The organism is Agrobacterium sp. NPDC089420 (assembly GCF_044900305.1).
GTDB lineage: Bacteria > Pseudomonadota > Alphaproteobacteria > Rhizobiales > Rhizobiaceae > Agrobacterium.
The window spans coordinates 1-18,711 of sequence record NZ_JBJDMY010000002.1; the positions used below are offsets into that span (position 1 = coordinate 1).

Below are 18,711 nucleotides of genomic sequence, written 5' to 3' on the forward strand. Positions count from 1 at the left end.
GCCGATTTCGCGGCGGCCCGGAGAGCCCATGCGGCCTGTTTCACCGACCGAGTAGGGCGGGAAGTTGTAGTGCAGCAGGAAACGTTCCTTGTACATGCCGGTGAGGCTGTCGACATACTGCTCGTCTTCGCCGGTGCCGAGGGTCGCAACAACGATTGCCTGGGTTTCACCGCGGGTGAACAGCGCCGAACCGTGGGTGCGCGGCAACAGGCCGACTTCCGAGATGATCGGACGAACGGTCGACAGGTCGCGGCCGTCGATGCGGCTCTTGGTGTCGAGAACGTTCCAGCGAACGATCTTCGCCTGAAGGTGCTTGAAGACGGCGCCGATTTCTTCCGGCGTGTACTTGGCTTCGCCTTCTTCCGGCAGGAAGTGTGCCTTCACCTTCGCCTTCACGGCGTCGACGGCAGCGTAACGGGCAGCCTTTTCGGTGATCTTGTAGGCGGTACGCAGTTCGGTTTCGGCCAGAGCCAGCATTTCGTTTTCGAGCGCGGAGAAATCTTCCGGTTCGAATTCGCGGGGTTCCTTGGCGGCAACTTCGGCGAGCTTGATGATCGCGTCGATGACCGGCTGGAAGCCCTTGTGGCCGAACATGACGGCGCCGAGCATGATCTCTTCGTTGAGTTCCTTGGCTTCCGATTCAACCATCAGAACGGCGTCGGAGGTACCGGCGACAACCAGGTCGAGCGTGGATTCGTCCATCTCGTCCAGGTGCGGGTTCAGAACATATTCGCCGTTGATGTAGCCGACGCGCGCGCCGCCGATCGGCCCCATGAACGGAATGCCGGAAAGGGTCAGCGCTGCCGAAGTGGCGACCATCGACAGAATGTCGGGGTTGTTTTCCAGATCGTGCTGGATGACGGTCACGACAACCTGCGTGTCGTTCTTGTAGCCTTCAGGGAAAAGCGGGCGGATCGGGCGGTCGATCAGGCGCGAAACGAGGGTCTCGTTTTCGCTCGGACGGCCTTCGCGCTTGAAATAGCCGCCGGGGATCTTGCCGGCTGCATAGGTCTTTTCCTGGTAGTTGACGGTGAGCGGGAAGAAGTCCTGGCCGGGCTTCGGAGACTTTGCGGAAACCACAGTCGCGAGAACCATCGTCTCGCCGTAGGTTGCGATGACGGCGCCGTCAGCCTGACGGGCAACCTTGCCGGTCTCAAGCTTCAGCGGGCGGCCTGCCCATTCGATTTCCACGGAGTGCTTATTGAACATATCTTGTCCTTGTTTGTGCGTGCCGCCAAAAGGGGCAACGAATGACGCAATCACGGGCAAGACAGCGGGAGGCTTTTAAGGTGCAAGCATCCGGCAATCCTGCCCCATGACAGGTCTGCGGTTGAAAAGGCAACCCCGGCCCATCCGGGTCTACCTCATCCGTCCGGGGGCCACATCTGCGGCAGACGCCCGGAAATTCATGTGGCCTTCAAAAGGCTCGATATAAAAACCGGCGGGTATCTTTGCGAAACCCGCCGGACACAAGTTTTAGCGGCGAATGCCGAGAGCACCGATCAGCTTGGAGTAACGGGCTTCGTCCTTCTTCTTCAGATAGTCAAGAAGCGAACGGCGGCTCGAAACCAGCGTCAGAAGGCCACGACGGGAGTGGTTGTCCTTCTTGTGGTCCTTGAAGTGACCGGTCAGGTTGTTGATCCGCTCGGTGAGGATTGCGACCTGAACTTCCGGAGAACCGGTGTCGCCTTCCTTCGTTGCATATTCCTTGATGAGGGCGGCTTTGCGCTCTGCAGTAATCGACATCGGACGATCCTTTCTGTTTTAAGGAAAATGGGACGCCAAAGAGCCGGGATGTCGTCCAGCTCTGGCCATTCAGCAGCATAGGCAAAGCCCAAGCTGGCGCTGCCTATAAACTATTCCGGGTGCAATTGAAAGAGGCGATTGACAGCGCCTCTTTGAGCGTTTCCGGGAAAAGTGTGAAGCGGTTTTCCGGGCGGAAACGCGAACAACAGATAGATGGAGCCGTTTCAGCCGAAAACGCGCTTCGGTCGAAACTCGCCTTCGCCGATCTCGCCGATGGCGACGAGCTTGCCATGCGCAGTGGCATAGGCCTCCGGATGATTGGCCGGCGCATCGCGTCCGCGCAGCAGGATGGGGTTGCCCATCTTCAGCCGGTGCGCCTGATCGTCGTTGATGATGAGGCGGGGAAGGGCGGAAAGCGCCTCTGCCGTATCGATCAGGAAGGCGTCCAGCGCCTCCAGACGCTCGTCGCGGTCCTCCACGGCTTCCAGCGCCGTCAGGGTTTCGAGCGGCACCATCATGTCTTCGCCAAACGGCGCCACCATGGTGCGGCGCAGCTCCGAAATATGGCCGAAACAGCCGAGATCGCGGCCCATGTCGCGGGCCAGAGCCCGCACATAGGTCCCCTTGCCGCATTCCACTTCGAAATGCGCGGTATCGGGGTTGGGGCAGGCCAGCAGCGTCAGGCGATGGATTTCCACTTCGCGCGCGGGGATTTCCACTGTCTCGCCGTCGCGCGCCAGATCATAGGCGCGCTCGCCGGCGATCTTGATCGCGGAAAATTGCGGCGGCGTCTGCAATATCACGCCGGTATAATTGGGCAGAATATCGCGGATCGCCTGCTCGTCCGGGCGCTGATCGGAGGATTCGACCACCTCGCCTTCCAGATCGTCAGTCGTACGCTGCTCGCCCCAGGTCACGGTGAATTCATAAATCTTCCGGCCGTCCATGACATAGGGCACGGTCTTGGTGGCATCGCCAAGCGCGATCGGCAGCATGCCGGAAGCAAGCGGATCGAGCGTGCCGGCATGGCCCGCCTTCTGGGCGTTGAACAGCCACTTGATCTTGGAAACGGCTTCGGTCGAGCCGAAATCGAGCGGCTTGTCGAGGATGAGCCAGCCGGAAATCGGGCGGCCCTTGGGTTTGCGGTTCTGCTGTTTGCGTGGTTTGGACATGCTTCAGTTCTGTTCGTCGTCTTTTTCGTTCGAAGGTCCAAGATCGCGCTGCACTTCGGGCGAGCGCAGAAGCGCGTCGATCTTCTGGTAATTGTCGAAACTCGTATCGTCGCGGAAGCGCAGTTCGGGCATGTATTTCATCTGCCGAAGCTGGGGTCCGAGACGGCCGCGCATGAACTTGGCATGGCGGTTGAGCGCGGTGATGATGTCGGTGTGATCGGCAACGCCAAGCGGCGTCACATAAGCGGTGGCGATCTTGAGATCGGGCGACATGCGCACTTCCGAAATGGAAATGACGGTGCTTTCGATCAGGTCGTCGCGGACTTCGCCGCGCTGGAGAATCTGGGTCAATGCGGCGCGCACCTGTTCGCCAACACGCAGCATGCGTTGCGAAGGGGCCGATGATGTAGCTTTTGCCATGGGTTATGCCTCAAACGGAGCGAGCGCCGGTAAGCCGGCGCCCGACAGTAAAGTCCTGTTTTGCGGCGAGAACGCTTAGAGCGTTCTCGTGATGTGTTCGACGCGGAAGCACTCGATGGTGTCGCCGGTGCGGATGTCTTCGTAGTTTTCGAAGGCCATGCCGCATTCCTGACCGACCGGCACTTCCGAGACTTCGTCCTTGAAGCGCTTGAGGGTCTTGAGCTTGCCTTCGTGGATGACGACATTGTCGCGAACCAGACGCACGCCCGCACCACGTTCCACCTTGCCTTCGATGACGCGGCAACCCGCGACCTTGCCGACCTTGGTGATGTTGAACACCTCGAGGATTTCGGCATTGCCGAGGAAGGTCTCGCGACGTTCCGGCGACAGCAGGCCCGACATCGCCGCCTTCACGTCATCCACCAGATCGTAGATGATGTTGTAATAGCGGATTTCGATACCGGCGCGTTCGGAAGCCGTACGTGCCTGTGCATTGGCGCGAACGTTGAAGCCAATGATCGCGGCGTTGGAGGCCTCGGCAAGCGAGATATCCGATTCCGTGATGGCGCCAGCGCCCGAATGAACGATACGAGCGCGGACTTCGTCGGTGCCGAGCTTGTCGAGCGAAGCGATAATGGCTTCGACCGAACCCTGCACGTCTGCCTTGATGACAAGCGGGAATTCCTTCATTCCCGAAGTCTGCAACTGGCTCATCATCTGTTCCAGCGAACCGCGCTGGCCCGTCTGACGTGCGACAGCCTTGTCGCGTGCCAGACGCTGGCGGTACTCGGAAATCTCGCGGGCACGGCTTTCATTTTCGACAACCGCGAAACGGTCGCCGGCAGATGGCGTGCCGGAAAGACCGAGAATCTCGACAGGCATAGCCGGACCGGCTTCCTTGACGTGTTCACCCTTGTCGTTGACGAGGGCACGAACGCGGCCCCACTGGTCGCCGGCCACGATGATCTGGCCAGGCTTCAGCGTACCCTTCTGTACGAGAACTGTAGCGACGGCACCGCGGCCGCGGTCGAGTTCCGCTTCGATGACGGTACCTTCTGCGGTACGGTTCGGATCTGCCTTGAGGTCGAGAATTTCAGCCTGCAGCAGGATCGCTTCAAGCAGTTTGTCGAGACCAAGCTGTTTCTTGGCGGAGACTTCCACGTCAAGCACTTCACCGCCCATCGATTCCACGAAGACTTCGTGCTGCAGGAGCTGCTGGCGAACCTTTTCAGGGTTTGCTTCGTGCTTGTCGATCTTGTTGATCGCCACGACGATCGGAACGCCCGCTGCCTTGGCATGGTTGATGGACTCGATCGTCTGCGGCATCACGCTGTCGTCAGCGGCGACCACCAGAACGGCGATATCCGTCGCCTGCGCACCACGGGCACGCATGGCCGTGAAGGCGGCGTGGCCGGGGGTGTCGATGAAGGTGATCTTCTGGCCGTTCTTTTCGACCTGATAGGCGCCGATATGCTGGGTGATACCACCGGCTTCGCCTGCGACCACGTTCGCTTGACGAATGGCGTCGAGCAGCGAGGTCTTGCCGTGGTCGACGTGGCCCATGATCGTGACAACCGGCGGACGCGGCAGCATTTCGCCTTCGTCGTCTGCCTGGTTGAAGATGCCTTCTTCCACGTCGGATTCGGAAACGCGCTTGACGGTATGGCCGAATTCGACCGCGATCAGTTCCGCCAGATCGGCGTCGATCACGTCGCCCGGCTTCATCATCTGGCCTTCCTTCATCAGGAACTTGATGACGTCGACGGCGCGTTCGGACATGCGCTGCGACAGTTCCTGAATGGTGATGGTTTCCGGCAGGATCACTTCGCGCATGACCTTTTCACGGGTTTCCTGCATCTGGCTGCGGCGGAATTTCTCCTGCCGGCGGCGCATGGATGCCATGGAGCGTCCGCGCGGCGTGCCGTCTTCATCCAGGTTGGATGAGGTGACGGTCAGCTTGCCGCGACGGCGTTCTTCTTCCGTCTTCAGGCGCGCAGCCGGCTTTGCCGGTGCGGGTGCCGCGACCTTGCCCCGAACGGGCAGGCTGCCACGGCGTGCACCGCGATCATCCTCGTCGTCGCCATCGGTACGGCGTCCGCGCGGCGCGGCGGCTTCCGGAACGGCGCGGGCAGGTGCTGCGGCTGGCTGAGGACGAGCCTCGGCGCGCGGCGCCGGCTGAGCGGCGGCAGCGGGTTTTTCAACTGCCGGTGCGGGCTTCGTTTCCACGGCAGGCTGGGTCGCCGCCACCTTGGCGGCTTCCGCCTCTTCGGCGGCGCGGCGTGCGGCCTCTTCCTTTTCGGCGGCGATGCGGCGCTCTTCTTCCACCTTGCGGCGCGCTTCGTCTTCGGCGCGCTGCTTGGCTTCGATCACGTCGCGGGCCTGCGCTTCCATCAGCGCGCGGCGACGGGCTTCCATCTCGCCTGCGGACAGGTCGTGCAGGACGTTGCCGCGTGGACGCTCAGGCTGACGCTGCTGCGGCGCGGACGAGCCCGGACGCTGCTGCGGCTGGGACGAACCCGAGCGTTGCTGCTGGCCGCCGGGCTGATGGATACGCGGCTGGGGCGCCTGCGGGCGCGGTGCTACGGGGGCAGGGGCGGCCGGCTTCGGAGCGGGCGCTGCGGCCGAATGAACCTGCTTCTCGTCTTCGGGACGCAAGGGGCGGCGCTTGCGTGTTTCCACGACAACCGCATTTGTGCGACCTCGACCCATATCCTGCCGCACGGTGCCCTGATTCATCCCGCCCGGCTTGAGGGTGAGAGTCTTCTTGGCCGGCGCGTTGAGTGTCTTGTCGTCGTTGTTGTCGGTCATTCCGTTCCCGTTCCTTCGGACGAGAACCGGATGACGTCCATCAGGTCTCGTCGTTCAATTGCTGCATCGGAACGCGGCGACCGTTCATGTCGGTTAACCGCGTCATTGTTCTGTCCGGGCAGCGTCGCGTTCCGCCTGAGATCGACCGCCAAGGCGGTACTGCTCAAGCATCGTTGCGCGCTTCACTACACCCTCACCCGCCTGCCCCGCAAGCGCGCAAGCATGGATAAAAGCATTCTGGCCCATCAACTCGTCCATTTCGGCTCCGCTGAAGAGCCGGAAGGACGGAATTTCATTGCCGGCATCGCTGCCGAGCGCCCAGGCCTTGCGGGCCTGGTCCAGTTTTCTCACGCCGTCGGCCGCAGCATCGGTCGCATGGAACACGGCAATCGCATTCCCGGATCGTACCGCAGCATCGACTTTCATCGCGCCGCTGATGAACTGGCCCGCCTTGCGCGCCATGTTCATCATTCCGGCAAGCTGCTGCGCCATCAGCCGGTCGAGAAGAGCGAGAAGCTCCGGCCCGGCCTTGACGTCGCGTTTGAGAGCCCGTGCGAAGAGCTTCTTCGCGATGGCCTTCTCGATCAGGGCGCGCTCGGGTGTCACCCAGCAGCCGCGCCCCGGCAATTGGCGTTTCAGATCCGGCACGACGCTGCCGTCCGGACCTGCGACGAAGCGGATCAACTCATCGGGCGATCCGCTCTGCCGTGTCACAATGCACATACGCCCATTGGCGTCGCCTTTAAGCCGCCCGTCATCATCCGTTTCGGGCAGATCGTCCGGCTCATGCGCCTGCGGTGTCATTCCTGTTCGGCGGTATCCGCCTCCTCGGCAGCTTCCTCTTCGGAAGCGAGATCCTCGGCGGTGATCCAGCCGGCCAGAAGACGGGCCTGCACCACCATGTTCTCGGCCTCGACGCGCGAAACATCGAGCTTGGAGAAGATGCCTTCGAACTTCTTCGTTTCGCCGTCCTTGCGCTCGCTCCAGCCGACCAGATCGTCCGCCGCGCAACCGGCAAGATCTTCGATCGTCTTGATGCCGTCTTCACCGAGCGCCACCATCATCTGCGAGGTCAGGCCGTCGATCTGGCGCAGCTCGTCGGTAACGCCGAGTTCCTTGCGCTTGGCGTCCATTTCGGCTTCCAGCCGTTCCAGATATTCGCGGGCGCGGGTCTGGATTTCATCGGCGGTGTCTTCGTCGAAACCGTCGATCGAGGAAATTTCGCCGAGATCGACATAGGCGAGTTCTTCGACCTGCGCGAAGCCTTCGGAGGCGAGAACCTGGCCGACCATTTCGTCGACGTCGAGAGCGTCCATGAAGAGTGCGGTGCGCTCGTTGAATTCCTTCTGGCGGCGCTCGGATTCTTCCTGCTCGGTCATGATGTCGATATCCCAGCCGGTCAGCTGCGATGCCAGACGCACGTTCTGGCCGCGGCGGCCGATGGCGAGCGACAGCTGCTCGTCGGGAACAACCACTTCGATGCGCTCGGACTCTTCATCCAGAACGACCTTGGCGACTTCCGCCGGCTGCAGGGCGTTGACGATGAAGGAAGCCGGTTCCTGGCTCCACGGAATGATGTCGATCTTCTCGCCCTGCAATTCGCCGACAACGGCCTGGACGCGCGAACCGCGCATACCGACGCAGGCGCCGACCGGATCGATCGACGAGTCGTTGGAGATGACCGCGATCTTGGCGCGCGAACCGGGGTCGCGGGCAACCGACTTGATCTGGATGATGCCGTCGTAGATTTCCGGCACTTCCATGGTGAAGAGCTTCACCATGAATTGCGGATGGGTACGCGACAGGAAAATCTGCGGACCGCGCTGTTCGCGGCGAACGTCGTAGACGTAGGCGCGGACGCGGTCGCCGTAACGCATGTTTTCGCGCGGGATCATCTCGTCACGGCGGATGATGCCTTCGCCACGGCCGAGATCGACGATGACATTGCCGTATTCGACGCGCTTGACGGTGCCGTTGACGATTTCGCCGATACGGTCCTTGAACTCGTCATACTGGCGGTCACGCTCGGCTTCGCGCACCTTCTGCACGATGACCTGCTTGGCGGACTGGGCGGCGATACGGCCGAAATCCATCGGCGGCAGCGGATCGGCGATGAAGTCGCCGAGCTTGGCGTCCGGGTTGCGGTCGCGGGCCAGCTCCAGCGGAATCTGGGTCGAATAATCCTCGGCCGCTTCCACCACTTCCAGAAGACGCTGCAGGCGGATTTCGCCGGTCTTGGAGTTGATGTCGGCGCGGATGTTGGTTTCCGAACCATAGCGCGAGCGGGCGGCTTTCTGGATAGCGTCGGCCATTGCGGCAAGCACGATTTCGCGGTCGATGACCTTTTCGCGCGCCACAGCATCGGCGATCTGCAGAAGCTCAAGCCGGTTAGCACTCACTGCCATTTTTCTGTCTCCGTAAGTCGCATGATTGCGGGGTTCGCCCTTTTTTTCGGGCTTTACGTTGGAATTAGTCTGCGTCTGCTTCGTTTTCGTCGTTCTGGTTTGCGGCGGCGGCCTTTGCCGCCTTGTCTGCCCGCAGCGCATCACGAATAAGGTCGTCCGTCAGAATGAGCTTCGCATCGGAAAGCGCATTGAACGGAATGATGACTGTCGGCTCCTCGCCATAGGCGATCTGGTCGCGTTCCAGCTTGAAGCCGTCCGCATTGACCTCGACGATCTTGCCGCGAAACCGCTTGCGGTTCTCGACCAGAATGGAGGTTTCGACCTTCACCAGATGACCCTGCCAGCGGGTGAAATCCGATTTGCGCACCATCGGCCGGTCGATGCCGGGCGAGGAAACTTCGAGATGATACGCTTTATCGACCGGATCTTCCACATCAAGAACCGGTGAAATCGCCATCGATACGGCTTCGCAGTCCTCGACGGTCATGGTGCCGTCTTCGCGCTCGGCCATGATCTGCAAGGTCATGCCGTTCTGGTTGGAGAGCCGCACGCGCACCAGAAGATATCCCATGCCCGTCAGAACAGGCTCGATGATCTCGGCAATACGCTGGTCGATGCCCGTTTCGGTTATCAGTCGCGGTTCATGTGCGGTGTCTGCCATCTGGCCTTCCGGTCTTTGATTTTCGCCGGGCTTTTTGCCCGTGGTTTCCGGTTCGCCTAACGAAAAAGAGCGGAGCCTTGCGGCCCCACTCTTCATCAAGCGATCAAGAATTTCAGTGGTCATATAGACCCATCGGGGCAGGATTGCAAGGTTTTCGCAGGTAGCCGCGCGTCGGTCGCAGCCTCGGCCATATTTTCACCCACACCGTGTCGGAAAGGCTGGCATGATTTCCGGCACTGTCTATAGTTGCCGTTTGATAAATCGCAGTTGCATAAGTGGACAGAGCGTGCCTGACCGTAAATCGCCACTCGCGCCTTTAAGGCATTTGACTTACAGACGAATCTGGATCGCCAGCCTTGCCTCGAATTTCGGCGGACTGATCCAGGCGGTGGGTGCTGCCTGGATGATGACCTCGCTTTCCAGTTCGGAAAACATGATCGCGCTGGTGCAGGCCTCCACCTCTTTGCCGATCATGCTGTTCTCGCTGATCTCGGGCGCGCTGGCCGACAGTTTCGACCGCCGCCGCATCATGATCTCGGCGCAGCTGCTGATGCTGACGGCCTCCGTGCTGCTGACGGTCTTTGCCTGGTCCGGCTGGCTCACGCCATGGCTTCTGCTGTTCTTCACCTTCATGATCGGTTGCGGCACGGCGCTCAACAATCCGTCCTGGCAGGCTTCTGTCGGCGAAATGGTGCCGCGTGAGGATCTGCCCGCCGCGGTGACGCTGAACAGCGTCGGCTTCAACATCACCCGCAGCGTCGGCCCGGCCATCGGCGGCATCATCGTCGCGGCGGCCGGTGCTGCGGCTGCGTTTTTCGTCAATGCGCTGAGCTATTTCACCCTGATCTACGCCCTGTTTCGCTGGCAGCCGCCCAAATATGCCTCGACCTTGCCGCGTGAACAGCTTCTGGCCGCCATCTCGGCCGGAATGCGCTATGTGGCCATGTCGCCCAATATCGGCAAGGTGCTGGTGCGCGGCTTTCTCTTTGGCCTTTCCGCCAGCGCCATCCTTGCCTTGATGCCCATCGTCGCCCGGGATCTGGTCGAGGGCGGCCCGTTGACTTACGGCGTCATGCTGGGCGCCTTCGGCGTCGGCGCCATTGGCGGCGCGCTGGTCAGCGCGCGGCTGCGCGAAGTCCTGTCCAGCGAATGGATCGTTCGCGTCGCCTTTTTGGGCTTCGCCTTCAGCGCCGGCGTGACGGCGGTCAGCACCAGTGCGATCATCACATCGCTCGTCCTCACTATTGCCGGTGCCTGCTGGGTTCTGGCGCTGTCGCTCTTCAATACCATCGTCCAGCTTTCCACGCCGCGCTGGGTGGTGGGCCGGGCGCTATCGCTTTACCAGACGCTGACTTTCGGCGGCATTGCCGTCGGCAGCTGGCTGTGGGGCGAACTGGCGGAAGATTACGGCATTTCCTATTCGCTTCTCTGTTCGTGTGTGCTGATGCTGCTCGGCGTCGTCGTCGGCCTGAAGCTCGCCATGCCGGCCTTTGCCTCGCTCAATCTCGATCCGCTCAACCGCTTCGTCGAACCGCCGCTGAGGCTGGATATCAAGCCGCGCAGCGGCCCGATCGCCATTCTCATCGATTATGAAATCCATGACGAGGATCTCGGCGAATTCCTGCCGCTGATGGCCGAGCGCCGCCGTATCAGACTGAGAGACGGCGCCCGCAACTGGAATCTGATGCGCGATCTTGAAAATCCCGACATCTGGACGGAAAGCTACCATGTGCTGACATGGGTGGAATATGTCCGCCATAACCACCGCCGCACCCAGGCGGATGCCGAGGCCTGGGACCGGCTGCTTGAGCTTCATCGCGGCAAGACTCGGCCGCGGGTGCACCGGATGATCGAGCGGCAGACCATTCCGCCGACCGACGATATCTTTCACAAGCCCCATACCGACCAGCATTGAGAGATGATGGGGCGGGAGAGTGGTGACGGGCGTCGCCGCATACGCCCCGTCATTCTCGGAATAGGCCCCAGGAAGACGGAAAAGAGTTTCGGCTTTGTCAGCGGCCTGTTATTTCAGCTTCGCCTTCAGCGTCGCATCGGGAAAACATGTCGGCGCAAGGCCGTTTTTCGCCTGCCAGTCGCCGAGCGACCGGCGCGTCTTGAAGCCCGCCAGCCCATCGGCCTTGCCGACATCGTAGCCCTTGGCCACCAGCGCCTTCTGCATGGTGAGCACATCAGAGCGCAGCATCGATCCGACATTGCCCCATTCACCCTTGAACGGTCCGGCCCCGTGGGCGATGCGGTCGGCGAGATTGCCGATGAAGAGCGCATAGAGATCGGAATTGTTATATTCCTTGATGACGTAGAAATTCGGCGTCACCACAAATTCCGGCCCGTGCCGACCGGCTGGCACCAGCATCATGCCGTCAGCGGTCAGGTCATTGGCCGGAAAGGCTTTTCCGGAAATACGGGTAATGCCCATCTTCGCCCAGTCGGCCACTGGCCGGGCAAGGTCCGGCCCTTCCTGCGCGCAGGAAACATTGGCGGGGATGGAGACCTCGAACCCCCAGTCGCGGTTTCGCTGCCAGCCGCGCTGGGAAAGATAGTTCGCTATGGACGCCAGCGCATCCGGCACGGAATTCCAGATATCGCGGTGGCCGTCACCATCGAAATCGACGGCATATTTGAGATAGCTGGATGGCATGAATTGCGGCTGGCCAAGCGCGCCGGCCCACGAGCCCATCATGCGTGATGCTGCGATATCGCCGCTTTGGACAATCTTGAGCGCGTCGATCAGCTCGGCGCGGAACATCTCCTTGCGGGTCGACATATAGGCTTTCGTGGCCAGCACATCGACCACCGAATGCGGCAGTTTGGCCCGGCCGAAACCGGATTCACGGCCCCAGATTGCCACGACGATTTCACCGGGCACACCATATTTCGCCTCGATCCTGCGAAGCGTGGCCGCATGCGTTGCCGCAAGCGAACGACCGGTGGCGGCAAGCCCCTGCAATCGCTTTTCGGAGAAATAGGCGCCCGGCGAGGAAAACTCCGCCTGGCTCTGGCTCTGTTCCTTCGGCGGCTTCCGGCCGGGAATGACGAGATCGGGCAGCGTCCAGTTGATCGAAAGACCGCTGAGCGCGGCTTCGAGCGTCTTTTGCGAAATGCCGGCCTTGCGGGCCTCAGGCCAGATTTCCTTTTTTAGCCACGTATTAAATTCGGTGTCATATCGGGCCGCCGCCGCTCCCGTCGGTACCGACTGCGCCAAAGCCGGTGTTGCTGAAAGAACGGAAAGAAGGGCAGCCAGCGCCTTGAAGCTTTTTCCGGAAAAGTGGAGCCCGGTTTTCCGTCCGGAAATGCGCCAAAATAAAGAATCAAATCGGTTTCGCATTCGGTCTCCTCTTTGGGGTGTGGGGAGTATGGCAGGCTTCAGATCGTCGTGCGTGCCCGAAGCGCCGCCGTCAATGTGCCCTCGTCGAGATAATCCAGCTCGCCGCCTACCGGCACGCCATGCGCCAGCCGGGTGATCTTGATGCCGAGATCGGAGAGGCGGTCGGTGATGTAGTGAGCGGTTGCCTGCCCCTCCACCGTCGCATTGACGGCGATGATAAGCTCGCGGATGCCGCCGGCGCTGACGCGGTCGATCAGCCCCTTGATGTTCAGGTCCTCCGGCCCGACGCCATCGAGCGGCGACAAGGTGCCGCCGAGCACGTGATAGGCCGTGTTCATCGCCCCCGCTCGCTCCAGCGCCCATAGGTCGGAAACGTCTTCCACCACAATGATGACGGACTGGTCGCGCCGGTCGTCGGCGCAGACGGTACAGGGATCGATCGTATCGACATTGCCGCAGCAAGAGCAGATTTTCACCTTGTCATAGGCCTCGCCCATGGCATGGCCCAACGGCCCGAGAAGCTGCTCCTTCTTCTTGATGAGATGCAATGCCGCCCGCCTAGCCGAGCGGGGGCCAAGCCCCGGCACCTTTGCCAGAAGCTGGATCAGTTTTTCAATTTCGGGGCCGGTGACTCGTTTTGCCATGAGCGCTTTCTACTGCATAAATCTGGAAACGGGAATCACGAAGCGTAAAGGGCGGTGCATGAAAATACGGGCGTTGTGCCGCGGCGAGGCTGAGAAACTGCCGGGAAAGACGACGAAGACCGGTATCTTCAAACATGCCGTGCACGGCCTTGTGATGGTGGATGCCGAAGGCATTGTCAGCGATGCGGTGTGCAATCGCAAACATCACGGCGGGCCGGATCAGGCCGTTTACGTCATGGGGTCCGTCGATCTCGACTTCTGGTCGCGCGCGCTCGGCTTCGTGGTGGAACCGGGATTTTTTGGTGAAAACCTGGTGATGGAGGGTGTCGACAGCGCCAGGCTCCATGTGGGAGACAGGTTTACCGCCAACGACGTCGTGCTGGAAGTGACCGCTGCCCGCATTCCCTGCGCCACCCTGTCGGCCCGCATCGGCGATCCCGATTTCGCTCCACGGTTCCGGCAGGCCGGCCAGCCGGGTTTTTATTGCCGGGTGCTGAAAGGCGGAATGATGGCGGCCGGTGAGGACCTCACATTCGAACCCTATCAAGGCACGAAACTGTCCATACCCACCATTCTGCAGCGCTTCCGGCCCATGCAGCTCGGCAGGGCCGAACGCGCGGCCTATCTCGAGACGCCGCTTGCAAGCCGGTTCCGCGCGATGCTGGAGGCTTGAGAATTGGATGCGGCACGTCGTGAGGCCGGTGATGTCCGCAATTGCCATCATTCCGGCCGAGGGCCGGAATGATGGCATGGGGAATATACAGACAGCCGATCAGAACGGCAGCTTCATGCCGGGCGGCAGCGGCAGACCGGCGGTCAGGCCCGCCATCTTTTCCTGCGCCTGCGCTTCGCCCTTTTCCTTGGCATCCTTGTGGGCCGCAACGATCAGGTCCTCGAGGATTTCCACCTCATCTTCCTTGAACAGCGACGGGTCGATTTTCAGGCCGCGCATTTCGCCCTTGCCATTGAGGATGACGGTCACGAGGCCGCCGCCGGCCCTGCCTTCGACTTCGAGGGCGGCGATTTCTTCCTGCACCTTCTCCATCTTGGACTGCATTTCCTTGACCTTGCCCATCATGCCCATGATGTCGCGCATGTGCCAATCTCCTGTTCTTTTTGTTTAAAATTCGATGTCGTCACCGGGAAGGATGTCGCCTTCGCTCGATTCGGCAACCGATGGCGGCGCGATGTCTTCGACCTCATCCTGCGCTACGGCACGGATGCGCACATCGGTGATTTTCGCGCCGGGAAACTGCGCCAGAATGGCGGCAACGTCCGGGTCCTGACGCGCATCGACAAGGCGGGCGTCGCGGGCATTGCCTTCGGCCTCGACAAGGGTCGGCTCGCCCTGTTCCTTGCTGAGGCTGACAATCCAGTGGATGCCGGTCCATTCCTTGAGCTTGACGCCAAGCTCGCCGGGCAGAGAGCCGGGCGCGCCGTCGCCGAGGCGCATGTCGAGCCGGCCCGGCTCGAGCCGCACGAGACGTATGAAGTTGCGCACCTTCGCCCGCATGACGGGATCGCGATGCTTCTGGCACAGATCGGCAATATCCTGCATCGAATTGACGGGAACCTTCGGCTCCGGCCGCTCTTCGGTTTTCGGCTGGACGACCTGCATCTCCTGCGGGCGGCTATCGGGCACGGCGCGCAGCATTGCGGATGGCTGCGGGTTTGCGGGCCTCTGGGCGGGAAGATCGACGGGTCTTCCCGCGGCCACGGTCTGTCCTGACGAATAGGCGCGTGCGCCGCCGCCATTGCCGCCGCCCGAAGGTCCGCCATTGGCGTAACCGCCGTCGCCGCTCGAAAGCTCCAGCAGGCGCCGGGCCGCATCTTCCGGCGCAGGCAGGTTGGCGGCGTGCGAAAGCCGGATCAGCACCATTTCGGCAGCACCGGCGGGCCGCGAAGCATTTTCGGTTTCCGGAATGCCCTTCAGCAGCATCTGCCAGATGCGCGATAGTGCTGTCACTGCAATGGTTTCGGCAAATTCCGCGCCACGCACGCGCTCGATCTCGGAAAGCGAGGGGTCTTCCGCCGCGTCCGGCACATATTTCATGCGGGTGACGAGATGGGTAAAATCGGCGAGGTCGTTCAATACGACGACAGGGTTCGCGCCAGCTTCATATTGCCCGTTGAATTCCGACAGGGCGGCCGCGACATCACCTTTGACGACATGCTGGAAGAGATCGACGATGCGCGCCCGGTCGGCAAGGCCGAGCATGCCGCGCACAGCTTCCGCCTCCACCCGGCCGCCGCCATGGGCAATCGCCTGATCGAGCAGGGAAAGACCGTCACGGGCGGAACCTTCGGCCGCACGCGCAATCATCGACAGTGCCTGCGGATCGGCCTCGAAACCCTCCTTGCCGGCAATGGCGGTGAACAGGCCGACGAGGTCGGCGGCGCTGATGCGGCGCAGGTCGAAACGCTGGCAGCGCGACAGAACCGTGATCGGAACCTTGCGGATTTCGGTGGTCGCGAAGATGAATTTCACATGTTCCGGCGGCTCTTCCAGGGTCTTCAGAAGACCGTTGAAAGCCTGCGTCGACAGCATGTGCACTTCGTCGATGATATAGACCTTGTAGCGCGCCGAGACCGGGCGGTAACGGACCTGCTCGATGATCTCGCGAATATCGTCGATGCCGGTATGCGAGGCGGCGTCCATTTCGATCACGTCGACATGCCGGCCTTCCATGATCGCCTGGCAATGTTCGCCGGGGATGCGAAGGTCGATGGTCGGCTTGTCGATGCTGTCGGTCTTGTAATTCAGCGCGCGGGCGAGAATGCGGGCCGTGGTCGTCTTGCCGACGCCGCGGACGCCGGTCAGCATATAGGCCTGCGCGATACGACCGGTCTCAAACGCGTTGGTCAGCGTGCGGACCATCGGTTCCTGGCCCACCATCAGATCGGAAAAATCCTTCGGACGATATTTGCGCGCCAGTACCCGGTAGCCGGTCCCGACCTGGGATTCGCTTGATGTGGTGGGTACGGTGTCGCTCATTGCCTCGCCAGTTTGTTTTGCCAGTTGTCTTGGGGCGCTGAACTGGCCCGGCGAAAGCTGAGCACGTCTTTTAAAAAGGTGGGAGGCTGGCACGGCGACCCGTGCCGGGCTCGTTAGGGCTGCTTCCTTCCGGACCTGACCCGGTTGGCGAGTGGCTCGTCCACCACCAACCTCCCGGGGCCACATATCGGCAATATCGACAGCAAATGCAAGCCAAGCCTTCAAAAAACTGCTATCACGATGAAAACAAACATGGAGGACACCTTGGAGACATTCCGGCTGGACGACCGGCTGGCGCGCGACAGCGTGCTGGTGACGCGTTTGGGACTATGTGAATTGCGTCTGCAGAATGACAGCCGCTGGCCCTGGCTGGTGCTGGTGCCGCAGCGCGACGGTGTGAGCGAATTGTTCGATCTCACCCCGCTCGATCAGGCCGTGCTGACATTCGAAACCAATCTCGTCGCCTCCGCATTGAAGGAAGTGACGGGAGCGACCAAGATCAATGTCGGCGCGCTGGGCAATATCGTCCGGCAGCTTCACGTCCATATTATCGCCCGCAACGAAGGCGACACCTGCTGGCCCGGCCCTATCTGGGGTCACGGAACGGCAGTGCCTTATGAGGCCGGCGAAAGGGAAACCTTGATGAAAAAAATCTCCGGCGCGCTCTGATGATTTCCATGACAATTTTTGAAACCGACGCCCCCCATCCCGAAGCAAGCCTGCTGACAGCCTTTTCCAAAAACGCCCTCGACCGTTTCGCTGAAAAGCGGACGGAGGAGTGCGTTGCCGATGCGCTGAAAGTCGACGGTACCCATATTTTTGCCTTTTCGGGCAACCGGCTCGTTCTGAAGCATGACGAGCAGGTCATCGATCCCCTGTTTTCGGCCTATGAGCTCGCCGAGCTGCAGCCGGATTTCGACAGTGCCGTGCTGCTAGGATATCGTGAGACCGGTGAGCCGAGAATAGCGGTGCCGGTTGCCGTGGCCGAGGACCGGCTGGCGAGCCATTACAAGCTGGCCGACGCCCGCACGCTTTATCGCGATCATCTGCTTGACGAAGAGCTGCTGAGCGAGGTTGCCCAAGCGGTCAGCCTCACGCACTGGAATGCCGATAACCGGTTCTGCGGACGCTGCGGCGGCACGATGGAACTGCGGATCGGCGGCTACAAGCGCATCTGCGCCGCTTGCAATCACACCATTTTTCCACGCACCGATCCCGTCGTCATCATGATGACCATCGATGTCGAGCGCGATCTTTGCCTGCTTGGCCGCGGCGCGCATTTTGCACCGGGCATGTATTCCTGCCTTGCCGGTTTCGTCGAGCCGGGCGAAACGATCGAGCAGGCGGTGCGCCGCGAAACGCACGAGGAATCCGGCGTTGAGATCGGCCGCGTGCGCTATCACGCCTCACAGCCCTGGCCCATGCCGCATACGTTGATGATCGGCTGTTATGCCGAGGCGCTTTCTTTCGATATTGCCCGCGACGAGATCGAACTGGAGGATTGCCGCTGGTTCACCCGGGCGGAGGTGGCGAAGATGCTGGATGCGCCTGCGGGGGAAGGCTTTTCCGCGCCTCCCGGCGGCGCAATCGCGCATCGGCTGATGCGCGACTGGGTGGAATGGACGAAATGAAACGCTGCGGCAGGCTCAGCTCTGGTTGAGCTTGCCGCGCATCGCATGACCCTTGTAGACGCCGAGAATGCGGACTTTTTCCGAGAAGAAACGCAGCTCGTCCAGCGCGTGTCGCACCGGTTCGTCATCCGGGTGGCCTTCGATGTCGGCATAAAACTGCGTGGCGACGAATTTTCCGCCGAGCTGGTAGCTTTCCAGTTTCGTCATGTTGATGCCGTTCGTCGCAAAACCGCCCATGGCCTTGTACAGCGCGGCCGGAATATTGCGGACGTTGAAGACGAAGGTGGTGACGACGATTTCGTCCTGCGATTGGCGCTTGGCCCAGTTTTCATCGCGGGACAGCACCACGAAGCGCGTGACGTTGTTTTCCGAATCCTCGACATTTTCAGCAAGAATATCGAGACCGTAGAGATCCGCGGCGAGACGCGGTGCCAGTGCCGCCATGCTGCGGTCGCCCTTTTCGGAAACCAGCCTGGCCGAGCCTGCGGTATCGCCGGCGATGACCGGCTTCCAGCCATTGGAGCGGATGATCTTGCGGCACTGGCCAAGCGCATGAATGTGGCTGTGGACGGTGCGGATCTCGTCTTTCTTCACGCCCGGCATCACCATCAGCTGGAAGCGGATCGGCATGAAATATTCGCCGATGATATGTAGGCGCGATTCGGGCAGCAGGTGGTGAATATCGGCGACACGGCCGGCCAGCGTGTTTTCGATCGGGATCATGCCGAGATCGGCCTCGCCGCTTTCAATGGCGTTGAAGGCATCCTCGAATGTCGGGCACGGCAAGGGCTCCATATCCGGAAACATGTCGCGGCAGGCCATGTCGGAATTCGCGCCGAATTCGCCCTGAAAGGCAATGCGATTTGTGCTCAAGCTCATGGGG

General features: G+C 61.3%; 17 protein-coding genes and 1 other RNA gene. 4 read left to right on the forward strand and 14 right to left on the reverse strand.

Annotation, left to right across the window (positions count from 1 at the left end):
* The 8 genes from pnp to rimP all read right to left on the reverse strand — a co-directional run.
* The coding region (pnp, locus tag ACI2KA_RS02550) for a polyribonucleotide nucleotidyltransferase (RefSeq protein ID WP_404498944.1) at window positions 1-1,209 on the reverse strand (1,209 nt) is incomplete at its 3' end.
* A 267-nt stretch (window positions 1,210-1,476) separates the two neighbouring features.
* Entirely contained in the window at window positions 1,477-1,746 is a 270-nt protein-coding gene (gene rpsO, locus ACI2KA_RS02555; RefSeq protein ID WP_003492949.1) for a 30S ribosomal protein S15, read from the reverse strand.
* Between the two features lie 224 nt (window positions 1,747-1,970).
* Window positions 1,971-2,918, reverse strand: coding sequence for a tRNA pseudouridine(55) synthase TruB (gene truB / locus ACI2KA_RS02560; protein WP_404498946.1), 948 nt, complete (start codon window positions 2,916-2,918; stop codon window positions 1,971-1,973).
* A gap of 3 nt (window positions 2,919-2,921) precedes the next feature.
* Window positions 2,922-3,338 (reverse strand): 30S ribosome-binding factor RbfA, encoded by a 417-nt coding sequence (gene rbfA, locus ACI2KA_RS02565; protein ID WP_004439055.1) that lies wholly within the window; start codon window positions 3,336-3,338, stop codon window positions 2,922-2,924.
* A 75-nt stretch (window positions 3,339-3,413) separates the two neighbouring features.
* The gene (infB, locus tag ACI2KA_RS02570; protein ID WP_404498948.1) at window positions 3,414-6,146 is read right to left on the reverse strand and encodes a translation initiation factor IF-2; all 2,733 of its coding nucleotides are present in this window, start codon (window positions 6,144-6,146) and stop codon (window positions 3,414-3,416) included.
* Window positions 6,147-6,248: 102 nt separating this feature from the next.
* Complete coding sequence (locus tag ACI2KA_RS02575; RefSeq protein ID WP_404498950.1) at window positions 6,249-6,950, reverse strand: RNA-binding protein; 702 nt, start codon at window positions 6,948-6,950, stop codon at window positions 6,249-6,251.
* A complete protein-coding gene (gene nusA, locus ACI2KA_RS02580; protein WP_404498951.1) occupies window positions 6,947-8,551 on the reverse strand; it encodes a transcription termination factor NusA in 1,605 nt (534 codons plus the stop codon). Before nusA ends, ACI2KA_RS02575 begins: the two co-directional genes overlap by 4 nt.
* A gap of 64 nt (window positions 8,552-8,615) precedes the next feature.
* Window positions 8,616-9,212, reverse strand: coding sequence for a ribosome maturation factor RimP (gene rimP / locus ACI2KA_RS02585; protein WP_404498953.1), 597 nt, complete (start codon window positions 9,210-9,212; stop codon window positions 8,616-8,618).
* 286 nt (window positions 9,213-9,498) lie between these two features.
* Between rimP and ACI2KA_RS02590 the strand changes: the two genes are divergently transcribed.
* Entirely contained in the window at window positions 9,499-11,127 is a 1,629-nt protein-coding gene (locus ACI2KA_RS02590) for an MFS transporter (RefSeq protein ID WP_404498955.1), read from the forward strand.
* A 108-nt stretch (window positions 11,128-11,235) separates the two neighbouring features.
* On the opposite strand, the gene ACI2KA_RS02595 is transcribed toward ACI2KA_RS02590, so the two are convergent.
* Together ACI2KA_RS02595 and recR are read right to left on the reverse strand one after the other, a co-directional pair.
* Window positions 11,236-12,558 carry a lytic murein transglycosylase gene (locus tag ACI2KA_RS02595; protein ID WP_404498957.1) on the reverse strand — a complete coding sequence of 441 codons (1,323 nt, stop codon included), beginning with the start codon at window positions 12,556-12,558 and terminating at the stop codon, window positions 11,236-11,238.
* A 38-nt stretch (window positions 12,559-12,596) separates the two neighbouring features.
* Window positions 12,597-13,202 (reverse strand): recombination mediator RecR, encoded by a 606-nt coding sequence (recR, locus tag ACI2KA_RS02600; protein ID WP_077983270.1) that lies wholly within the window; start codon window positions 13,200-13,202, stop codon window positions 12,597-12,599.
* Window positions 13,203-13,260: 58 nt separating this feature from the next.
* Here recR and ACI2KA_RS02605 point away from each other — a divergent pair, with 58 nt between their 5' ends.
* Window positions 13,261-13,875: an MOSC domain-containing protein gene (locus ACI2KA_RS02605; RefSeq protein ID WP_404498959.1), complete on the forward strand. Its 615-nt coding sequence runs from the start codon at window positions 13,261-13,263 to the stop codon at window positions 13,873-13,875.
* Window positions 13,876-13,974: 99 nt separating this feature from the next.
* Here the strand turns inward: ACI2KA_RS02605 and ACI2KA_RS02610 are convergent, their stop codons facing one another.
* The 3 genes from ACI2KA_RS02610 to ffs all read right to left on the reverse strand — a co-directional run bounded on the left by ACI2KA_RS02610 (window position 13,975) and on the right by ffs (window position 16,372).
* Window positions 13,975-14,298: a YbaB/EbfC family nucleoid-associated protein gene (locus ACI2KA_RS02610; protein ID WP_065114501.1), complete on the reverse strand. Its 324-nt coding sequence runs from the start codon at window positions 14,296-14,298 to the stop codon at window positions 13,975-13,977.
* A gap of 24 nt (window positions 14,299-14,322) precedes the next feature.
* The gene (locus ACI2KA_RS02615) at window positions 14,323-16,197 is read right to left on the reverse strand and encodes a DNA polymerase III subunit gamma/tau (RefSeq protein WP_404498961.1); all 1,875 of its coding nucleotides are present in this window, start codon (window positions 16,195-16,197) and stop codon (window positions 14,323-14,325) included.
* 78 nt (window positions 16,198-16,275) lie between these two features.
* An RNA gene (ffs, locus tag ACI2KA_RS02620) (signal recognition particle sRNA small type) lies at window positions 16,276-16,372 on the reverse strand.
* A gap of 65 nt (window positions 16,373-16,437) precedes the next feature.
* On the opposite strand from ffs, the gene ACI2KA_RS02625 reads away from it, so the two are divergent.
* Together ACI2KA_RS02625 and nudC are read left to right on the forward strand one after the other, a co-directional pair.
* On the forward strand, window positions 16,438-16,866 hold the full coding sequence (locus ACI2KA_RS02625; protein WP_404498963.1) for an HIT domain-containing protein: 429 nt from the start codon (window positions 16,438-16,440) through the stop codon (window positions 16,864-16,866).
* Window positions 16,866-17,828 carry an NAD(+) diphosphatase gene (gene nudC, locus ACI2KA_RS02630; RefSeq protein ID WP_404498965.1) on the forward strand — a complete coding sequence of 321 codons (963 nt, stop codon included), beginning with the start codon at window positions 16,866-16,868 and terminating at the stop codon, window positions 17,826-17,828. Before ACI2KA_RS02625 ends, nudC begins: the two co-directional genes overlap by 1 nt.
* 15 nt (window positions 17,829-17,843) lie before the next feature.
* Here nudC and ACI2KA_RS02635 read toward each other — a convergent pair whose 3' ends face one another.
* Complete coding sequence (locus ACI2KA_RS02635) at window positions 17,844-18,707, reverse strand: prephenate dehydratase (RefSeq protein ID WP_404498967.1); 864 nt, start codon at window positions 18,705-18,707, stop codon at window positions 17,844-17,846.
* Window positions 18,708-18,711 lie beyond the last annotated feature (4 nt).

Excerpts from the sequence above, each read along its gene's own strand:
- ACI2KA_RS02610 (WP_065114501.1), bottom strand. The coding sequence starts at position 14,298 with ATGCGCGACATCATGGGCATGATGGGCAAGGTCAAGGAAATGCAGTCC.
- ACI2KA_RS02625 (WP_404498963.1), top strand. The coding sequence starts at position 16,438 with ATGAAAACAAACATGGAGGACACCTTGGAGACATTCCGGCTGGACGAC.
- rbfA (WP_004439055.1), bottom strand. The coding sequence starts at position 3,338 with ATGGCAAAAGCTACATCATCGGCCCCTTCGCAACGCATGCTGCGTGTT.
- infB (WP_404498948.1), bottom strand. The coding sequence starts at position 6,146 with ATGACCGACAACAACGACGACAAGACACTCAACGCGCCGGCCAAGAAG.
- nusA (WP_404498951.1), bottom strand. The coding sequence starts at position 8,551 with ATGGCAGTGAGTGCTAACCGGCTTGAGCTTCTGCAGATCGCCGATGCT.
- rimP (WP_404498953.1), bottom strand. The coding sequence starts at position 9,212 with ATGGCAGACACCGCACATGAACCGCGACTGATAACCGAAACGGGCATC.
- rpsO (WP_003492949.1), bottom strand. The coding sequence starts at position 1,746 with ATGTCGATTACTGCAGAGCGCAAAGCCGCCCTCATCAAGGAATATGCA.
- ACI2KA_RS02595 (WP_404498957.1), bottom strand. The coding sequence starts at position 12,558 with ATGCGAAACCGATTTGATTCTTTATTTTGGCGCATTTCCGGACGGAAA.
- ACI2KA_RS02605 (WP_404498959.1), top strand. The coding sequence starts at position 13,261 with ATGAAAATACGGGCGTTGTGCCGCGGCGAGGCTGAGAAACTGCCGGGA.
- ACI2KA_RS02575 (WP_404498950.1), bottom strand. The coding sequence starts at position 6,950 with ATGACACCGCAGGCGCATGAGCCGGACGATCTGCCCGAAACGGATGAT.
- nudC (WP_404498965.1), top strand. The coding sequence starts at position 16,866 with ATGATTTCCATGACAATTTTTGAAACCGACGCCCCCCATCCCGAAGCA.
- truB (WP_404498946.1), bottom strand. The coding sequence starts at position 2,918 with ATGTCCAAACCACGCAAACAGCAGAACCGCAAACCCAAGGGCCGCCCG.
- ACI2KA_RS02615 (WP_404498961.1), bottom strand. The coding sequence starts at position 16,197 with ATGAGCGACACCGTACCCACCACATCAAGCGAATCCCAGGTCGGGACC.
- recR (WP_077983270.1), bottom strand. The coding sequence starts at position 13,202 with ATGGCAAAACGAGTCACCGGCCCCGAAATTGAAAAACTGATCCAGCTT.
- ACI2KA_RS02635 (WP_404498967.1), bottom strand. The coding sequence starts at position 18,707 with ATGAGCTTGAGCACAAATCGCATTGCCTTTCAGGGCGAATTCGGCGCG.